The sequence below is a fragment of the Vibrio sp. J502 genome, assembly GCF_025397955.1.
In the GTDB taxonomy this organism is placed as follows: domain Bacteria; phylum Pseudomonadota; class Gammaproteobacteria; order Enterobacterales; family Vibrionaceae; genus Vibrio; species Vibrio anguillarum.
The window spans coordinates 236,633-254,004 of sequence record NZ_CP104555.1; the positions used below are offsets into that span (position 1 = coordinate 236,633).

The 17,372-nt window shown below is 45.2% G+C and carries 12 protein-coding genes and 5 pseudogenes; 12 read left to right on the plus strand and 5 right to left on the minus strand.

Annotated features, from left to right (window positions below; all coding sequences use genetic code 11):
* Positions 1 to 80 precede the first annotated feature (80 nt).
* Positions 81 to 1,415, minus strand: coding sequence for an MATE family efflux transporter (locus tag N5E84_RS16865; protein WP_069212035.1), 1,335 nt, complete (start codon positions 1,413 to 1,415; stop codon positions 81 to 83).
* A gap of 363 nt (positions 1,416 to 1,778) precedes the next feature.
* Here N5E84_RS16865 and N5E84_RS16870 point away from each other — a divergent pair.
* From N5E84_RS16870 to N5E84_RS16880, 3 pseudogenes are all read left to right on the plus strand, one after another.
* Positions 1,779 to 1,982 (plus strand): annotated as a pseudogene (locus N5E84_RS16870) (ATP-binding cassette domain-containing protein); the annotation flags it as partial.
* Positions 1,970 to 2,955 (plus strand): annotated as a pseudogene (locus N5E84_RS16875) (glycoside hydrolase family 3 protein); the annotation flags it as partial. The pseudogenes N5E84_RS16870 and N5E84_RS16875, both read left to right, overlap by 13 nt.
* Positions 2,932 to 3,072: pseudogene (locus N5E84_RS16880) on the plus strand (LacI family transcriptional regulator); the annotation flags it as partial. The pseudogenes N5E84_RS16875 and N5E84_RS16880, both read left to right, overlap by 24 nt.
* A gap of 37 nt (positions 3,073 to 3,109) precedes the next feature.
* Here the strand turns inward: N5E84_RS16880 and N5E84_RS16885 are convergent.
* Entirely contained in the window at positions 3,110 to 4,666 is a 1,557-nt protein-coding gene (locus tag N5E84_RS16885; RefSeq protein WP_069212034.1) for a PAS domain-containing methyl-accepting chemotaxis protein, read from the minus strand.
* 235 nt (positions 4,667 to 4,901) lie between these two features.
* Here N5E84_RS16885 and N5E84_RS16890 point away from each other — a divergent pair.
* Positions 4,902 to 5,258, plus strand: a pseudogene (locus N5E84_RS16890) (nucleotide pyrophosphatase); the annotation flags it as partial.
* A gap of 1 nt (position 5,259) precedes the next feature.
* Here the strand turns inward: N5E84_RS16890 and N5E84_RS16895 are convergent.
* The gene (locus N5E84_RS16895) at positions 5,260 to 6,291 is read right to left on the minus strand and encodes an IS630-like element ISVa15 family transposase (RefSeq protein WP_026027704.1); all 1,032 of its coding nucleotides are present in this window, start codon (positions 6,289 to 6,291) and stop codon (positions 5,260 to 5,262) included.
* A gap of 57 nt (positions 6,292 to 6,348) precedes the next feature.
* Here N5E84_RS16895 and N5E84_RS16900 point away from each other — a divergent pair.
* A pseudogene (locus N5E84_RS16900) lies at positions 6,349 to 8,919 on the plus strand (alkaline phosphatase family protein); the annotation flags it as partial.
* Between the two features lie 96 nt (positions 8,920 to 9,015).
* Here N5E84_RS16900 and N5E84_RS16905 read toward each other — a convergent pair.
* The gene (locus N5E84_RS16905; protein ID WP_410001444.1) at positions 9,016 to 9,546 is read right to left on the minus strand and encodes an RNA methyltransferase; all 531 of its coding nucleotides are present in this window, start codon (positions 9,544 to 9,546) and stop codon (positions 9,016 to 9,018) included.
* Positions 9,547 to 9,763: 217 nt separating this feature from the next.
* On the opposite strand from N5E84_RS16905, the gene N5E84_RS16910 reads away from it, so the two are divergent.
* From N5E84_RS16910 to N5E84_RS16930, 5 genes are all read left to right on the plus strand, one after another.
* On the plus strand, positions 9,764 to 11,071 hold the full coding sequence (locus N5E84_RS16910; protein WP_214650816.1) for a sphingomyelin phosphodiesterase: 1,308 nt from the start codon (positions 9,764 to 9,766) through the stop codon (positions 11,069 to 11,071).
* A complete protein-coding gene (locus N5E84_RS16915) occupies positions 11,072 to 12,019 on the plus strand; it encodes a hypothetical protein (protein ID WP_231494643.1) in 948 nt (315 codons plus the stop codon).
* Between the two features lie 83 nt (positions 12,020 to 12,102).
* Positions 12,103 to 12,624, plus strand: a complete 522-nt coding sequence (locus tag N5E84_RS16920; protein WP_026027777.1) for a DUF2058 domain-containing protein — start codon at positions 12,103 to 12,105, stop codon at positions 12,622 to 12,624.
* Between the two features lie 182 nt (positions 12,625 to 12,806).
* Positions 12,807 to 13,748, plus strand: coding sequence for a CDF family Co(II)/Ni(II) efflux transporter DmeF (dmeF, locus tag N5E84_RS16925; protein ID WP_116285051.1), 942 nt, complete (start codon positions 12,807 to 12,809; stop codon positions 13,746 to 13,748).
* Complete coding sequence (locus N5E84_RS16930) at positions 13,748 to 14,164, plus strand: MarR family winged helix-turn-helix transcriptional regulator (protein WP_069211994.1); 417 nt, start codon at positions 13,748 to 13,750, stop codon at positions 14,162 to 14,164. Before dmeF ends, N5E84_RS16930 begins: the two co-directional genes overlap by 1 nt.
* Before the next feature lie 53 nt (positions 14,165 to 14,217).
* On the opposite strand, the gene N5E84_RS16935 is transcribed toward N5E84_RS16930, so the two are convergent.
* Entirely contained in the window at positions 14,218 to 15,687 is a 1,470-nt protein-coding gene (locus N5E84_RS16935) for a serine protease (protein ID WP_069211995.1), read from the minus strand.
* Positions 15,688 to 15,962: 275 nt separating this feature from the next.
* On the opposite strand from N5E84_RS16935, the gene N5E84_RS16940 reads away from it, so the two are divergent.
* A complete protein-coding gene (locus N5E84_RS16940; RefSeq protein WP_069211996.1) occupies positions 15,963 to 16,514 on the plus strand; it encodes a YbhB/YbcL family Raf kinase inhibitor-like protein in 552 nt (183 codons plus the stop codon).
* 14 nt (positions 16,515 to 16,528) lie between these two features.
* Positions 16,529 to 17,371 (plus strand): helix-turn-helix transcriptional regulator, encoded by an 843-nt coding sequence (locus tag N5E84_RS16945; RefSeq protein ID WP_212756370.1) that lies wholly within the window; start codon positions 16,529 to 16,531, stop codon positions 17,369 to 17,371.
* Position 17,372 lies beyond the last annotated feature (1 nt).

A 17,372-nucleotide genomic window follows, 5' to 3' on the forward strand; every position in this document is an offset into this window, starting at 1 on the left:
CAACTTAACGTGTGTTAACTATAGACCAGATTCATATTCTTGAGACTAGATTGCTCGTTTGGGCTCTGTGTTACCTAAACTCAATGGTTTTTCTGCTGCTCAACTTGCCGAAGTGCACGTTGGTACATCGCCCACGCGGCAAGGCCTGCGAGGATATTACCGACCAACGCCCCGATAAACAGGCCATGCAGTGCCGCTATTTGAGCGCCAACCCATAAACAGGGCAAGAAGAACACAAACAGGCGCAGCGCGGAAATGGTTAAGGCGGTGTATGATTTTGCCAACGCATTAGAAACCGAGACCATTAACATGCAGATACCAAGCGGCCCTAAACTGATTGGTACAATCATTAAGTGCCAGTGCAAAATGGATTCGACACTTTGTTCGCTGGTCATCAGCGCGGCAAGGTGGCCGGATAATAGATAGGTCACTACGGCGATGATGAGCTGAAACCCAAGAATAAATTGGCACGCAACACGAACCAATTTTCGAATGTCTTGTAATTGGCCTGCGCCAAGCAAACGACCCACCATCGGTGGCATCGACATAGTTAATGCCAATATTGCGACCATCGCAAAAAACTCAAAACGAGATCCTAACGCCCAGGCCGCGACAGCTGCGGTGCCGAAACTGGCCAATAGTTTGGTTGCCAGCATCGAAGAAAGCGGTGGAAGAAGCTGGCTTATCATGGCCGGCCCCATGATATGGCTGATAGAGCGAATACTTTTCCCTACATCCAAATCTGACCAATCAAACAACATCCAGTGTCTTTTCGACACCTTGGGCGCAACCACGAATACGCCAATCCCAAAGGCTAGAATGGTCGCCAGCGCTGCGCCTTCAATACCCAAATCAAAAGTGAAGATAAAAATAGGGTCTAAAATCAGGTTTAAAATGCTGGTGACCATCATCATAGTACCCGGCAACATGGTATTACCATTAGCTCGACACAGACTGTATAAAAAGTACAGCACCGCACCCACCCAAGCACTGATTAACCAATAAATCCAGTAGCTGTCGACGATCTGATACACAGATTCAGGAGCGCTGAGTAGCGCTAAGATAGGGTGACGCAGTAAATAGATAATGACTGAAAACAGAGCAACCCCAATGCTGCCAATAGCGACGACCAACCCACCAAGCTGCTTCGCGTAGCGAATTTGGTTCGCACCCAATGCGCGAGCAATCACCGCTGTGGTCGCAATGCCAAGCCCAACCTGAAGGCCAATAATGATCATCTGAATGGGTAATGTAAACCCTTGCGCGGCAAGGGGTAACACGCCAAGTTGGCCGATAAACGCACTATCGACCAGTTGGAAGCTCATGAGGGACAGCACACCAAACATCATCGGCCAAGTCATTTGCAAGAGTTGGCGCGTGAGTGAAGGTGGAGATAACGGAGTGGTGTTTGACATTGCTCGGCTCAACTATATGGGTAGAGGTTTTAATATGTGGCCTGTGCGGTGAAAAACAAGCTCAGAATGGTTTGTACGTTATGTACGTTATGTGCGTTGAGTATGTTAACAGCTATACGTGAAGAGAGCGACGTCCATCCCCATCGAGTTGTTCCGTGCAATGACATGAAAATCATCATACTGATGAAATATTTCATAAAAACCTAACCATTTGGTGACTATCTATCTCTTTGCGTCCAAACAGATGATAAGCGGACTAACATCCGGTGCAGTAAAAGGCTAATTGGCCTTCAATCCCTCATTTTAGTTACTCACGCTGGCGTGGTTTTGTTGAAAGAAGGCGCAGTGTGAAGGAGAACAATGATGGCAAAAGTTGAATTTAAGAACATTAAGAAGTCGTTTGGTCATATGGATGTTGTTAGGCATTTTGATTTCACGGCGAATGATGCTGAGTTTGCGGTATTTCTTGGCCCATTGGGTTGCGGAAAATCAACCACATTACGCATGTTAGCGGGGCTGGAGTCGATTACTGCCGGTGACATTTACGTTGGTGACAAGTGGATGAATACTGGTTTACCGCAGAAAAAGCTTATCAAGGTCGCCCATTTCATATTCCGTTTATGTGGGGGACTGACGCAGTACACGGCCACAATAACGTCTTTGGTGCAACCGTATTTCCGCACAATATTGCGTTGGGGTGCGCGCGCAATCCTGCCTTAATTCGCAAAATTGTCCGTATTACCGCGCTGGAAATCGCCGCGACGGGTATTGATTGGACCTTTGCACCAACCGTGGCCACCCCTCGTGATTTGCGTTGGGGGCGCTGCTATGAAGGTTACGCTGAAGACCCTGAAGTGGCTTATGTTTATGCCAGCGAAATGGTCGCAGGTTTGCAAGGTGACGCCATTGACTTACAAGGTGAGCATCATGTGATCTCAAACGTCAAACATTGGGTGGGCGATGGCGGTACAGTGAATGGTGTTGATCGTGGCAGCAATACTTACAGTGAAAATCTGCTGCGTAACGTGCATGCCATGGGCTATTTCAGTGGCCTTAATGCAGGTGCGCAAGTGGTGATGTCTTCATTTAATTCGTGGGATAACCAAGCGAACTACGATCACGCACCGCACATTTCAGGTGATTACAACCTCAAAATTGATGACAGCAAGTACCTACTCACTGATGTTTTGAAAGATCAAATGGGCTTTGATGGATTAGTCGTAACCGATTGGCATGGTCATTCTGAAGTCAGTAAATGTACCGATGGTAATGCGACTTACGCTATCAATGCGGGTAACGATATTTTAATGATCCCTATCCGTGACATTGGCAATCAGTCTATCGTCAGGCGGTGAGCGATGCCAAAAGTGGAGTACTGAGCCAGAGCCGAATTGATGATGCTGTGACGCGTATTTTACGGGTAAAAATACGCGCGGGTTTATGGAAAAAACTGCATCCTTCAGCGCGAGCTTTGGCTGGTCAGCAGTCTCTGATTGGTTGCTCTGAACATCGTGCTACCGCTCGCCAACCAATTGAAGAGATCGGTGCGGTGTGTGCGTATTCCATTCTCAACTTGCTCAGTGGTGAAAGGCACGATACTAGGTTACCTCCTATCGATTTAATTGTGCGAGGGTCCACAAAGTCTATCTACCGTTAATAAAAAGCCCTCGTTAGAGGGCTGGTAGGGCATGAAATTATAACTTTCTAAATTGGCTAACTAATTGTCCTTGAGAACCAAGGTTTTCCACTAAATTCTCACATTCATCTCGTGTATCACTGGCCAAAATATTGGTCGCAACACAGACATCACTGATCGATTGAACGCTTGAGTTCATATCTTCAGTAACGCGTGCCATCTCTTCTACGGCTGTGGCAATTTGTTCATTTCTATCCGTAATATCAATCACCTGAGTAAGTAGCATATTGAGTTTATCACCAGAGACATTGGCACTATTAACACATAATTTAGATAATTGTGTGCCTTCATGCATTGCATCGACAGCTTGGTGGGTACTGGTTTGAATCAGCGCAATGACATTTTGGATCTCTTTAGTGGACTCATGGCTGCGTTGTGCCAAGGTGCGAACTTCGTCGGCGACGACCGCAAATCCACGGCCTTGCTCGCCAGCCCGAGCAGCTTCAATAGCGGCGTTGAGTGCAAGCAGGTTGGTTTGTTCAGCGACAGATTGGATCACAATTAACACTTGGCCAATGGTTTTCCCATGTTCTGATAGTTGCGTGACAACCGATGAGGCGCTGTCTAGTTGGGTGGCGAGCTGTTGCATTGCATTCAATGTATCTTTTACCGAATCCATGCCTTCTTCGGCGGCCAATTTTGCTTTCTCTGTTGCGTCTGATGCACTTTGCGCATTTTGTGCAATTTCATTCGCGGTAGAGTGCATTTCATTGATCGCGGCGGCAACTTGTTCTGTTTCTCGTGTTTGCCCCTCTAAATTGATCGCCGTAGTTTCGCTATTTTTAGAGGACGATTGAGCTGCATCTTTAATTTGTTGGTTTGAATCTTGGATGCGTCCAACGACCGCATTGAGTTCAGACTGGCGCATTTTTAAGGCCAATTTGATTTCAGAAATGTCATCAATATGGTTGTTATACACCAATTCCATTAGTGGGTTATTAAACACCTTGCGGGCTTCGGCACTGAGCGATTCTAAGCGGCGAGTTAAACTATAACCTGCAACCATTGACAGTAATAACATCAATACTAAACCTATGCCGGGAAGGAAAGTATCTGCAACAAAGCTGATACCCGCGATGGGTAATAAAGTTAGGGCTAAGCGCTGCCATAAACGAGTTCGAGGTAGCTTGAGTCGCCTAGGTGTTTTTCCCGCTTTGAGCTGCGCGTAGATTTTTTCTGCGTTGGTGATGTGTTCTCGACTTGGACACAAACGTACTGACTGAAACTCAACCGTTTTGCCATTTTCGACTATCGGAGAAGCAAACGCATCAACCCAATAATGATCGCCATTTTTACATCTATTTTTGACGATACCCATCCAAGATTGGCCGCGTTTTAAGTGCTCCCACATATCTTTAAACGCTTCTGCTGGCATGTCAGGGTGTCGCACCATATTGTGAGGCTGGTTTGTTAGTTCCTCTAATGAATAGCCAGCGACCTCACAAAATTCTTTACTGGCATAAGTGATATGGCTGCTTGGTTTAGTGACCGATAATAAATTATAGCTAGGTGGAAACTTGACTTCCTTTTGTGTAACAGGTTGATTGGTGCGCATGATACTGCCCCCGAATTAAATAAGTAAAAAACGAATTAAGCCAAGTTTCTCTATCGTGTGATGAGAGTTTTATTTATTTTTATTTGCATTATTTATAGAATCGAATCGGTAAAAAGGCAATGAAACTCGTCATTATCGAATAGTCAATTAGTATCATTACTTTTGATGTGGACATATGGCCGAGTTATAACGTAAATATAACTTACGGCTTGACCTTACGAGTAAGCTTGCCACAATGTGCGCATGCAATAACTGTAGGGAAAACAGTATGATATTTTATTCTTTTGGGCGGCTAAAACCCATCGCGTTACTCTTAACCTCTTTACTTTCATCAACCTCTTTCGCTGCTATCAGTGACGCGCCTGTGGTTGGCGGGCTGTTCAATTCGGCGCAAATATTGAAAAATCAAATGGCGTCGTCTTTAAGCTATTCAACGCGCTTTGCCCGTGATTCGACCTTATTTACCATCGCCGGGGTAACACTCGATAGCTATATCCTTATGTTGCCTTTAGATGCAAAAACAAAAGCTCGCGTTATTGCACAAATTTCTAACCCAACTTACGCCATCCCGCTGGGCTACTTTTTATACCGAATCAACTTGAAGATGCAGGCTTGAGAACCTGAAAATGATCATTAATTCGAGATGTCAAAGAGCCTGCGATCTCTGGAAGAGTCACAGAAAAAAATTGGTCTATTGCCGCCTTGAAGTCCCGTTTTCTTTTGAAGTAAACGTTGTTCCTCGACTTCTCATTCATTACTTTCCATAGCCGCTCTATTGGGTTGAGGTTTGGACTGTAAGGTGGAAGATAATGCAGTTTAATATTCAGGACAAACGCCGCATCTTTGACTAAGTCACTGCGGTGATATCCCGCACCATCTAATATGATATGAAGCTTATGGGCTAACGAATAACTCTCTCTTAACTTACAGAAAAAACGAACAATCGATTCACTGTTAATGCTCTCATAGTCGTGAACAATGGTTGCACCAATATCCGACAGGTTCAGTGCGCCAATAATGTTCAATCGGCTACGATTACCCGTTGTTTCAATCACTTTATCCTGACCAGTACGTATCCAGCCATGCGATATCTTTGTTGATAGTGTTGGGTGAACTGCATCGATAAAGACTATCGATTCATCCTCGCCACAGCTTGCCTTTAGCGCTTCATACGCCTCTATGAATGCTTGCTGTTTTGCTTCATCAAACTTGTGTGGTATGCCTTTCGGTTGCTTGTAGCTAAAACCATTATGGTGAAGCCATTTGTTCATACCAGAAACAGTATAATCAAGCCCAAACGTCTCTTTAACATAGGCGACAATTTGATGAGTATGAGAATAGGTTTTCTCAGTCAAATGCTCGATTAGGTGCATGGTTTGAATAGCAGAAAGCTTGCTTTGGCTTCCTCCATTCTCAGGCTTAAGTTTTTCAGAAAGTACGTAGTCACTGAGGTGACGTGCAACGGTCGATTCATGAATACGAAGAGCTTGTGAAATCATAGTCTGACTCCAGCCTTCAGAAGCCAGCAAAACAGCCTTAATACGGTCGCAAACTCGACTATCACGCTCAATGTCGTGCATCTGTTCGAGTTGCAGTTTCTGTTGAGGAGTCAGTGTGATTTTCATGGTTTGTAGCATGATCCTGATTCTATTGAAAATCAAGCATCTTCAATGATCACGGGTATATATCAATATTATGATCGTTATACGGGGTTAGAAAATGATGATGTATTTAAACAGTATTTAAGTACTGTTTATGACGCAAAGGTTTTAAAGGGATTCGAGCATAGCCTCTACCATTATGGGGAAGAGGTGGTGAGTGAACAAAAAGAAAATATTAAAGATCAAGGGCATCATGAAGGGATTAAAGTGGATGCCCAATTTATTGCGGCCATGGTGACTGTATATGATGCCTTGGTTGAAATTGGTGAGTGGCAACAGCTTGAGAGATTGCCGGATCACTATCAATATCTGACGTCAAGTGAACCCGATCGATTGCTGATTAATAAAATCCAACCGATAGTGATCCAAATCATTAGTCAGGCTGCTAATGGGATGGATGAAGGAGAGATGAAGCAAGCCCTTTTTGGGGTATTAGAAGATGCAAAGCCAGAAAATACAGCACGTGTGAACAACAAAGCAGAGGCAATCACGGTTACTTTGATTGATTTTGTGCGTATGAACGTATTAAAAGGCTACCGTCAATTTGTCTATCAGCAAGAGCGTGAACAAGCACTAAATTCCTGGTTACAAAAAGCACTTGATGATGATCCTCAAGCATTGGTTGCGTTTCTCCGCTCTCAGCAACAACGTCGTATGGCAGTGCAGATCACCGTGGATGGTTTGCAACAAGGGCTGATCGAAGGTTTGGTTGACCCGAGTAAGCCATTTATCCGCAAAGCTCACCAAGATCACAACAATCGATTGAGCACTAAGCCTTCTTCAATGGAGGTGGTTCAACCCGAACATCAGCAGCAAGTACGTTTCATGCAGATATTGGCTGAGCAGCCTTACCACGATCCACATTACTTGCCGTTTTTTAAACGCTTGTATCGTGATCATCGCGCTTCTATTACTCAAGTGGGTATTTCATCAACACCAACGATCAGTGTGCGTAATTTACCGATCATAAAAACAGGAGCGAAGGTGTCCGGCCAAGGCGGTACAGGCATACCCAATTTTCACTTTGTTGATCGCCCAACCGACCGAGCTTATTACTTTTTTGGTAATGATGCACTGCAGCTTGATCGCTTACTGGTTAAAAACCAAGTACAAACGATGTTTGATCGCCTCGCTTACCTCAACACCCTCAACTGCAATGCGCAATACGATTGGAATGCTCACACCACTTATGATGGTTTAGTGAATTTGGGGGCGGGTGAGGCACTACGTGATTTTGGTGAAAAGCGGTGTGTGCGTGAGCTGAAAGAGCGCGCGATTGTCGAACGTGAACTTCAACAGTTGCGAGCGACATTAGTTGAAGAGGTCACGCGCTATCAGCAGATAAGCAAGTGGGATTTTTATACTCGCTGGACTCGCCATCAAGTGCTTGCTAACCAGTTGAAACAACTTGCACAAAAAGAACTGAAAGGAATGCCCGACTATACGCTGATTTATAATCCATGGCCGGATCATTTTGCTCATTTTAGCGGCCCATTTAGCGATGAAGTCATCATGCCAACTGGGGAACTAAACCGCCTCGATTACTGGCTAGCGCAAATAGAAGCAACCTATCAAGACGCGGGAGTATATAACCGCACGTTATGGGGCATGGCTGGCGATCATGGTTTAGCTCCTGTTTATTTCTCCCTCAATCCAGAAAAACAGATCTTTGAACCGCTAGCGTCGCAACTGGGAATAAAACTCAAGGTGAAGAAAATCTCATCGGATGAGGGAGAAGGGCCAAAAATGACGAATGCGATTAACGCGCCGTCAAACAAAGGGATTGATGTGGTCGTCGCTTCCACTGCGGGTGGAAATTTTATGATGGATTTCTTTAATGCAGAAGCTGGATGGGAAGTTCAACCGGTTTATCAAGAGCTGATCCGTTGGCAACCGATCCATTCTAAGCTAGGGCAGCAGGTTGATGTGATCGATGAAACCGTAGCGCGACTTGCTGAAAGCCTAGATTATTTAGTCGTGAGAGAAAAACCATGTGATTTAACGGACTGTTCTGTACGGTTGGTTGGCGAGCGGCAAGGTAAACGAGTGGATGAGTGGATTGAAAAAAAGGGTGATAAACTGCGCTATTTTGCTAAATCGGAACAGCCATTGCTGCTTGGCGTTCAGCAGCTAAATGCTTATTTGTCGCCTCCTTCATCTGACGAGCTAGAACATTATGCACAACTCGTCGAACGTTGCGTTTATCACGCTAAAGCGAATCAAGCTGAGACGTGGTGCTCAAGTGCGCAGTGGCGAGAGTTAACACGTTTTACGCCCCGTCCAGATTCGGTTAATCAGCTCGCTGCTATTTATGAAGACGACCGTGCGGGCACCATTAACCTATTTCCTAAAGAGGGCGTTGGCTTTAATACTAAAGTTCCGGGGCGTCATGCGGGTGAAAGCTATCTAGAAAAAGATGCTTTTATCGGTTTTTGGGGGAGCCCAATTTGCAATCAAGCCACGCCGCTCGGTTCAGTCGAAAATGGCTCACTTGCGCCCACTCTTTATCACTATTTAACGGGAGACGAAGTTAAAGTTGGTGAAGATGGGTGGGGTTATCCATCGGTTCTTAAACAGCTGGATATTCGTTAGCGAGAGTTGGCCGTTATGACTGCCAATGAAATAAGTGAGCGTTAGGCTTTATTGAGTGAAGAACGTTCGCTTGTTTCATTGGCTTCGATTGCAGCCTTAAGTGGTAGGTTGATCAGCACGTTTAAACTTCAAACGATTTTTCACATCTCGGCTGCTCAGAATACGTTGGCTGTGGTCAATATCGAGCTTGGATTTTGCCAAGCGATCATACAGCAGCACATTGACGCTCGCGGCCAAATTCATGCAACCAATTGTTGGGATGTATACAACCTCACTGGCTTGGTTAACTATCTCTTGTGGAATAGAACCATCTTCAGGGCCAAACACATACAGCGCTTTTTCCGGGTGAATAAACTCGGGCAGTGGTGTCGCCCCTTCTGCCAGTTCAACACAGACGATTTTCATCTCACTTGGCAAGTCCTGCGTGATCTCTACCATCGCGGTGAGCGGGATTTTACTTTGAATGTTTTTTGTGTCGGTTTGAAATTTCACTGCGCGATCATAACGCTCACCACTGTAGCGAACCGCGCATGCTTGGTAGCAACCTGCCGCGCGCATCACACCACCTACGTTGGTTGGGCTTTTAGGGTTACACAAACCAATGATCACTGACATTTCACGTTCCACAAAAAATCCTCTCACAATTTGGGGCGGGCAGTATAACGCTAAAATTTGCCTTGAAAGAAAAAATATCGATAAATCGTTCAATAGTTTTTATATTTTTCGTGACCTTTCTTGGAGTACTCAAACTGTCGTATTTCTTACATCAATATTTCATAGGGGGATGGCTTAATTTATTTTTTCACAGTTAAAGGATGAAAACGTGAAGATTATTAATAAAGTCATGCTATTTGGGTTGTCTCTTGCTGCTCATGTGGTATTGGCGGACACCGATATTTATTTAACCAATAACTCTGCGCTGCCAATGTCTATTGCCGTGAAACAGACCGGATCTGATCAGTTGCAACAAGGCAGTGAATGGCAGCAACACAGTGAAACGCTAGGCCCGTGGGAAACTAAAATGGTGCTCAGCTTTAACCGCTGGCAAGGGGTGAAATCTGGCAAAACGTACCAATTTGAAACCATGGTGACTTTGCTGCAAGGGCAGGTTTTCTCTTTACAGCAGAAGATGGAAGGCCATTGGTATAACTCAAGCATTGAGCATGGGGTACAAGCACGAGATGTTCCTCTTCAGTGGCAAAATGATCGTGCGGTTCATCGTTATTACTCAACGCAGTTGATTGAACGTCCAACCGAGCTTGCGTTTAAATCCGTCAGCACCACTCGTTACGACGATATTTATTACACCATTACGCCAACGAATACAGAAGAAACACCCGACGCTGAGACCTTAAAAGTGATGACCTATAACGTTTGGGCGTTACCTGTGATTGCTTCAAATATTGCCGAGCGTTTTGCTATCATCCCTCAACACATCAAAGGATATGATGCCGTAATGCTGCAAGAAGTGTTTGTTGCGGGGCGTGATGCCTTTCTTCGAGAGCTGGCAAAAGAGTATCCGTACCAAACGAAGATGCTCGATAAGTCTGGGGTGAATATCCATGACGGTGGAGTGATCATCGTCAGCCGCTACCCAATTGTTAACCAAGGACAATATGTCTTCCCTGATTGCTCGGGAACTGACTGTTTTGCTGATAAAGGGGTGAATTATGCTGAAATCATCAAAAATGGTCAGGCTTATCATCTGTTTGCAACGCATACTGCCTCGTTTGATACCGATACCGCTCGCGATTATCGTCAACGTCAGTTCAGACAGATGCGCAGTTTTGCACAATCGTTCTCTATTCCCAGCACAGAAACGGTGATTTATGGCGGTGATTTTAACGTGAATAAACGTAAATTTGCCGATGACTATCAAAACATGCTCGCGAATCTTGCGTCAACCGAACCTAGCTACGCAGGCTATACCGAATCAACGTTTGATCCGCGTATCAATGATTTTGCAGGAGAACCCTTATCCGGTGGTGAAAACGTGGAGTACCTCGATTATGTGGTGGTAAGCCAAGAGTTTGCACAACCAAGCGAACAACAAAACCGCAATACTGTGCTGGTGCCAAGAACCACGGACGAGCGTTTATGGCAGCATTACAATTTATCGGATCACTTTCCGGTTAAAGCTGAGATCCGCTAGATGCGTTGGGTTAGGTTATTGATCTGCGTTGCCTTAGTCGGCAGCGCAAGTTATTGGTGGGTGAAGAGGGATGAGTTTCCCACTATCCAAACACCCCCCAATAGAATTGAGGTTGCATTGCCGGGCACGGTGCGTTTGCCAGAGCAAAGTAGCGTTGCTTTGCTGGCTAATCGCGATCATCAAACCCATGAAGAGTGGACACTCGTTGGTGAAACGCTGCAAACAGAAATAGGCAAAGCGCTGAGAGAGAGAATAGAGCAGTTTTGGCAACAGTGTCGTCAGCAAAATGTGTGCGCTGCGCGGCTACAACAATTACAAACGCAGTTGCCCCATGAACGCTATGAGCTGGTTGCACTCTATTGGCAAAAACAGGCGGAACGTGACGCGTTGCTTGGAATGGAACTCATCAGTCAGGATACGGAATTAGGTGACAAAATGGCTTATGTAAAATCGATTGATCAACAAGTATGGGGGCGACAAGCGGATATCTTGTTTGCTGATCAGTACGCTTATGATGATTTTGTACAGCAACCCAATGACTACGAAGGCATTGCTTCCGTAGAAGAGGCGTTGCAGAGCATTGAACAGCGGCTTACACAGCATCAATATCAATGGGATGCCTTTTCATTAAACACAGGTAATGCACGCTATGAACAAGCGATTCGGCTGATCCCTCAACATTTATCGTTAGAACAGCGCTTAGAAGTACAACAAGGTTTGGCCGAACTTTACTTAAATGAACATGAGCGCAGTGAGGTGGCCCATCGCCAAATCGAGCAACAAGCGCAGGCTGCTCAAGTCATTGACTACCAGCAAGCGTTAGCGCAGTTAGAAAAGATGCTCTCAAACCAGAGAAAGACAGCCTATGCCACCCTTTCGACAGAAGAATGGGTACGCTACGCGGCAAAGCAGCGTTATGAGTTTAGAAAAGCATTTTTTGCTCGTTAGGATGAATAAGATAACTACAGCGCTCTTTATTCACTCGCCATGAACCGTTAAACTCACCAGCAAATAACTGACTTGGATTGATCATGGCAACCTTATCTCTACAAGAGCAAATGCTAAAAGCGGGTTTAGTTAACGCCAAAAAACTCAGCAAAGCGAAAAAGAGCTCTAAAAAATCGCGCGTGCAAGCACGTGAAGTGAAAGCGGCAGTAGAAGCGAATAAAGTCGAGCAACAAGAGCGCGACAAGGCACTGAATAAACAGCAAAAAGAGCAGTTGTTGAGCAAAGAAATTCGTGCTCAAGTAAAACAACTGATTGAGATGAATAAGCTGGATCTAAAACACGGTGAAATCAAATACAACTTTGTTGATGGTAAGTTGGTGAAGTCACTTTATGTCGATTCATTGGTTCGTGATCAACTGAGTAAAGGAATCCTGGCTATCGCGCGTTATGAAGATGGCTATGCTGTCATCCCGGGTGTGGTAGCGGATAAAATCTTCATGCGTGATGAAGAGAGCATTATCGAAAATAAAACTGCCGATGAATCTCTACCTGCTGAAGATGATCCGTACGCGGATTTCGTAGTCCCTGATGATTTGATGTGGTAATTCCTTCCAGCTCTCCTTCTCAACGGAGGAGGGCTCTCGTTCTCCCTTCCTACCTCTACTTTCCACTTAGCCTATTTCCCCCAATGGTTTCGGTACTAATAGACAGAGTTTGTTGACAATGTTTGATGATCAAACTAAATTTAAATCAAATATTTTGATCGTCAAACTAAGTGGGTGGGATTTTGCAGTTTACTACCGAGCATCGTCATAACTTTATCGCTAGCGCAGACCAAAATGAGAAACGCACGTTTTACGTTCTTTTGCTCACGCTTGTCACCATGGTAGCGGAGATCATTTCTGGTACTATTTTCGGTTCGATGGCTTTACTTGCCGATGGTTGGCATATGGGTACTCATGCGGCTGCTTTCTGCATTACGCTGTTTGCTTACCGTTATGCTAGAAAGCATGCACACAGTGAGAAGTTCTCATTTGGTACAGGTAAAGTGAGTGTGTTGGGAGGCTACACCAGTGCGATTGCATTAGGTATTGTGGCGTTGCTGATGGTGGTGGAATCGGTTCATCGTTTATTCAATCCCGAAGCGATTCAATTTAATGAAGCGATTATTGTCGCCATCATTGGCTTGCTGGTGAACTTAGTGAGCATGCTATTGTTGCATGATAAGCATCACCACCATCATAGTGACCATGACCATGACCATGACCATGACCATGACCATGACCATGACCATGACCATGACCATGACCATCACGATCACAATTTACGAGCTGCCTATTTGCATGTTCTTGCCGATGCCTTGACTTCTCTTCTGGCGATTGTGGCGCTCTTGTTTGGAAAATATTATGGCTGGAACTGGTTAGATTCTGTTGTAGGCATCGTCGGCGCTGCCGTGATTGCTGAGTGGACAATAGTTCTTATCAAGCAGACTAGCCCCATTTTATTAGATGAAAGCATCGAGCAACCCTATCGACGTTTAATTGAAGAAGAGCTAGCCGCATTTGCGGTGATTAAAGATCTCCATATTTGGAAAATCAGTGGTCATCACTACTCAGCTGCGATTATCTTAGAATCTCATGTTGATAAAACCGTGGCAGAATATAAACAAATACTGGCGAAGTTTGATAAAATCCACCACCTTACCCTTGAAGTTCACCCGATGGCATGATGAGTAATATCGAAAAACTGAATCAACAATTAACGGAATTTTACGACAAGATGTCCTCATGGGAGCAATCTGTGGTGCGAGACACCGGCTACTCTCTGGCGCAGATCCACACCATCGAGGTGTTAGGTATTCATGGCGCGCTGAGAATGAAAGAGTTAGCGCAAAAGCTCGGTATCACAACTGGTACGCTCACCGTTCAAATAGAGAAGTTAGTGAATGCTAAGTTGATTGAACGCGGCGCGCACCCGGATGACAGAAGATCGATTGTCGTGACTTTAACCGCGGAAGGTCAGAAAATTCATCGCCAGCATAATCAGTTGCATGTGGAGTTAGTGAAAGATCTGACGAGATACTTGGATGCAAACGAAGAAGCAGTATTACTCAACAGCCTGCTAAAAATGAACCAAGAGTTTTAAACTATGACCAACCACTTGCGACTTGCAAGTGGTTGGTCAGCTAATTTTCAGTTTTATTCTACCTGTAACGTTACATCAGAAAAATTCGAGTATGCGTCGATCATGATATGCAGATCCTCAGCATTTGGCTCTGCTAGACATTGCTCATTACTTCCTGATTGGTAAGGCCGACAATCAAAGACTCTTTTGGTCGGTGGATTGCCTGAAAGGGTATAGAGATCGGCATCGCCTTGCCCAGAGGTTATCGAAATTTTTACCGCTGCTTGGCGTTCTGATGCAGGTAAAATGAATCGTTTTTGTTGGCCTTTGCTCAAGGTGATGCCAGTAATGCTTTGCCCACGCTGGATGACGCCATCTTGCGGAGGTGGAGTGCCTCCTTTTTTCCCTACGGGCAACTGGTTATCAAAGAATGGTGCAACCTGAGGCCAGATTTTGCTGATTTTGACCCCTTGGTTTTCACACCCCCCAAAGTGGTGTAGTGCAATGACTTTATGGCTCTCAGAGGCCAATACAGGTGAACCAGAAGAGCCGCCAATAGTGTCACAAAAATACCCTGTGTCGGTATTGGCACCGCGACCATTGGTAGAGGCTATATCAATTTGGCACATGCCAGAGCCATTTTGATCGCTTTCTATCGCCAACTCTTTGGGGTTACCAGCGCCGTGTTGTGGAATATAAATACTCGTGCCGTAGCTGGGCTCTGAATTGTCTAAGCCTAAGTAACTAAATTGTCCTAGCTGCTCGAAATTAGCCACCGTGAATAATGTGTAGTCCAAGGTATAATCGGTGCTTAATAACTGATCGCCCATGACCTTTACTGTGGTATCCAAGCTACCGCCGCAAGTTGTGCGTTGGTAATTAAACCATACTTCAGTATTTTTTAGTTCAGAGGCTGTTGATACACAGTGGTTATTGGTGATCATGTGATTATTGGGCCCGACACGCCAAGCTGTGCATAAACTACGGCCATCAATCAGTAGCCTTGCTACGGCGCTACTCCACGCCACTTTTTCAGGGTGTGAGTCGCTCCAACAAGCAACATCTTTTCTTTCATTGATGCCACAGGTTGAGAACAACCCAGAATTATCAGCGGCTAGGTTCGGTTGTGATAACGTGGCACTTTCATTCCCAGCCATAAAATAGTCAATTGAGATCTGTGCTTGGTCAGGATGTTCACCAGTTTTCCACTCCACGATAACGCTATCCCCATTAATCGAGCGGGCAAATAAAGGCCCGTTCTCTGAACTGTCGTAGGTGATACTTTCATTGCTGTGTGGAGAGCGTAGTGTGACGCTTCCCCCTTTGCTGAGCTGAAACTTATCAAAGTGGACCTTAATAAAGCTGGCTCCCGGCGAATGAATTGGATAGTGAGTGGTTAGAGATTGGTGGGTTGTTAAAGAATGCGGATGGATTACTTTATCCGCAATGGTGGGGAGTGATTCTTTTTCTATTGAAGCAGTCGCTTGAGTAGAACTCAACACCACTGCTGCTATTAAGCCAAGTAGACGTATTGATAATTGCATTTTGATCTCCTCTATGTGGCAATAAATGCCTCATAAAGCATATGAGCCTATGAGAGTATTGGCTCAAAAATAGTCTCGATATGTGTGTAAACTTAATTGTGCGTAATATTATCAATAGCAGTCCTCTCCAGTAGTCTCTCGAAGATGGTAGAGGAATGGGGCCAACAAAAAGTATCACTGTTCAATCTTTAAAGCGTTAAAATGATACTTTCTGTCGGATGTTGTATGGGTGATGCTGCTAGACTTGTTCATGAACTTATTCATAGGAGAAAACAATGAACTCGACGATTTTTAGCTCGGCCATCGTCACCACGACGTTAACCACCAGCTTATTATTTGCAGGGATGGCAAATGCTTTGCAACTCAGCAGCCGTGATATCCAAGAAGGTAACCCGATGGCAAAAACCTTTGAATTTTCAGGCTGGGGTTGTGCTGGGGAGAATCTTTCGCCGCACTTAATTTGGACCGATGCACCACAAGGAACCAAAAGTTTTGCTATTACGGCTTTTGATCCAGATGCTCCGACAGGAAGTGGCTTTTGGCATTGGATTGCGCTGGATATTCCAGCGACAGTGAGTGAGCTAGCACGTGGGGTTGAAGTCAAAAAGCTCGGTGCAATAGAAACACGTATCGATTATGGCAGCGTTGGTTTTGGTGGTGCTTGTCCGCCAGAAGGGCACGGAATGCACCGTTACCAGTTTACGGTATGGGCTCTCCCGACGGAAAAACTCAATTTGGCGGCCGATGTATCACCTGCGGTGGTTGGGTTTACCCTCAATAGTTTGGCGTTAGAAAAAGCGACGCTGACCGCAACCTATACACGCTAATTCATGGGGGAGTGATGAATCACCAATACCAAGTCACCACCTTTCGAGCCGCTCAGCAACAAAGGCTGAGAAATGTGAGGATTCACTCTCCAAGCTTGATTCAGATCCAATCTGGCAGTAAAAAACTGTTTCATAAAGAAGAGGCCACTAATCTATCGAGCACTTCGTTATTGTTGTGTGAGGCCTCAGCTTCGCTCAGTTTCGAAAATTTACCAGAACACGGTTACTTCTCTTCAAGGCTGTTCAGTTTCACCTACCGCCCGACCGAGGCGATGCTTGCGTTAAGCGCAAATCATGATCGCCCAGTTATGTGGCCTGTGATTTCAACCAGCCCCTCACTGAAAAGTTCGCTCAATGCGCTCGCCTCGTTCGATCTTTCGTTAATCAGCCAAGAAACCCAAGCCTATCTACTGATGGTGTTATACCAACAATTGGCTGAGCAAGGTGTACTGCATTGGCTCTTTGAGAGTAATTCTCTACCCTTTGAGCAGAAGCTGAGAAACTACCTCGCCCAGTCACCAGAAGAAGAACATCCACTTGAACGGGTAGCAACGCACTTTGCCATGAGCCGCGCGACCTTAATTCGACGCTTAAAGCAACATGGCACCCGTTACCGTGAGGTTTTGGCTGAAGTGCGTGTGAATCACGCGCTGAACTTAATGCAAAGTGGCCAACGAAATATAGCGATATTGGCGCAGTGTTGCGGCTACCAATCGGAACAGCGATTTAATCAACGTTTTCGCAGTCAGTTTGGTTTAAGCCCCAAAGCGTATTTACACACTCTTGGTATGCGAGGTAAAGGTACGCCAGATAAAGAGACAAAAAAACAGCCCATTTTATCCAATGAGCTATTTTAAG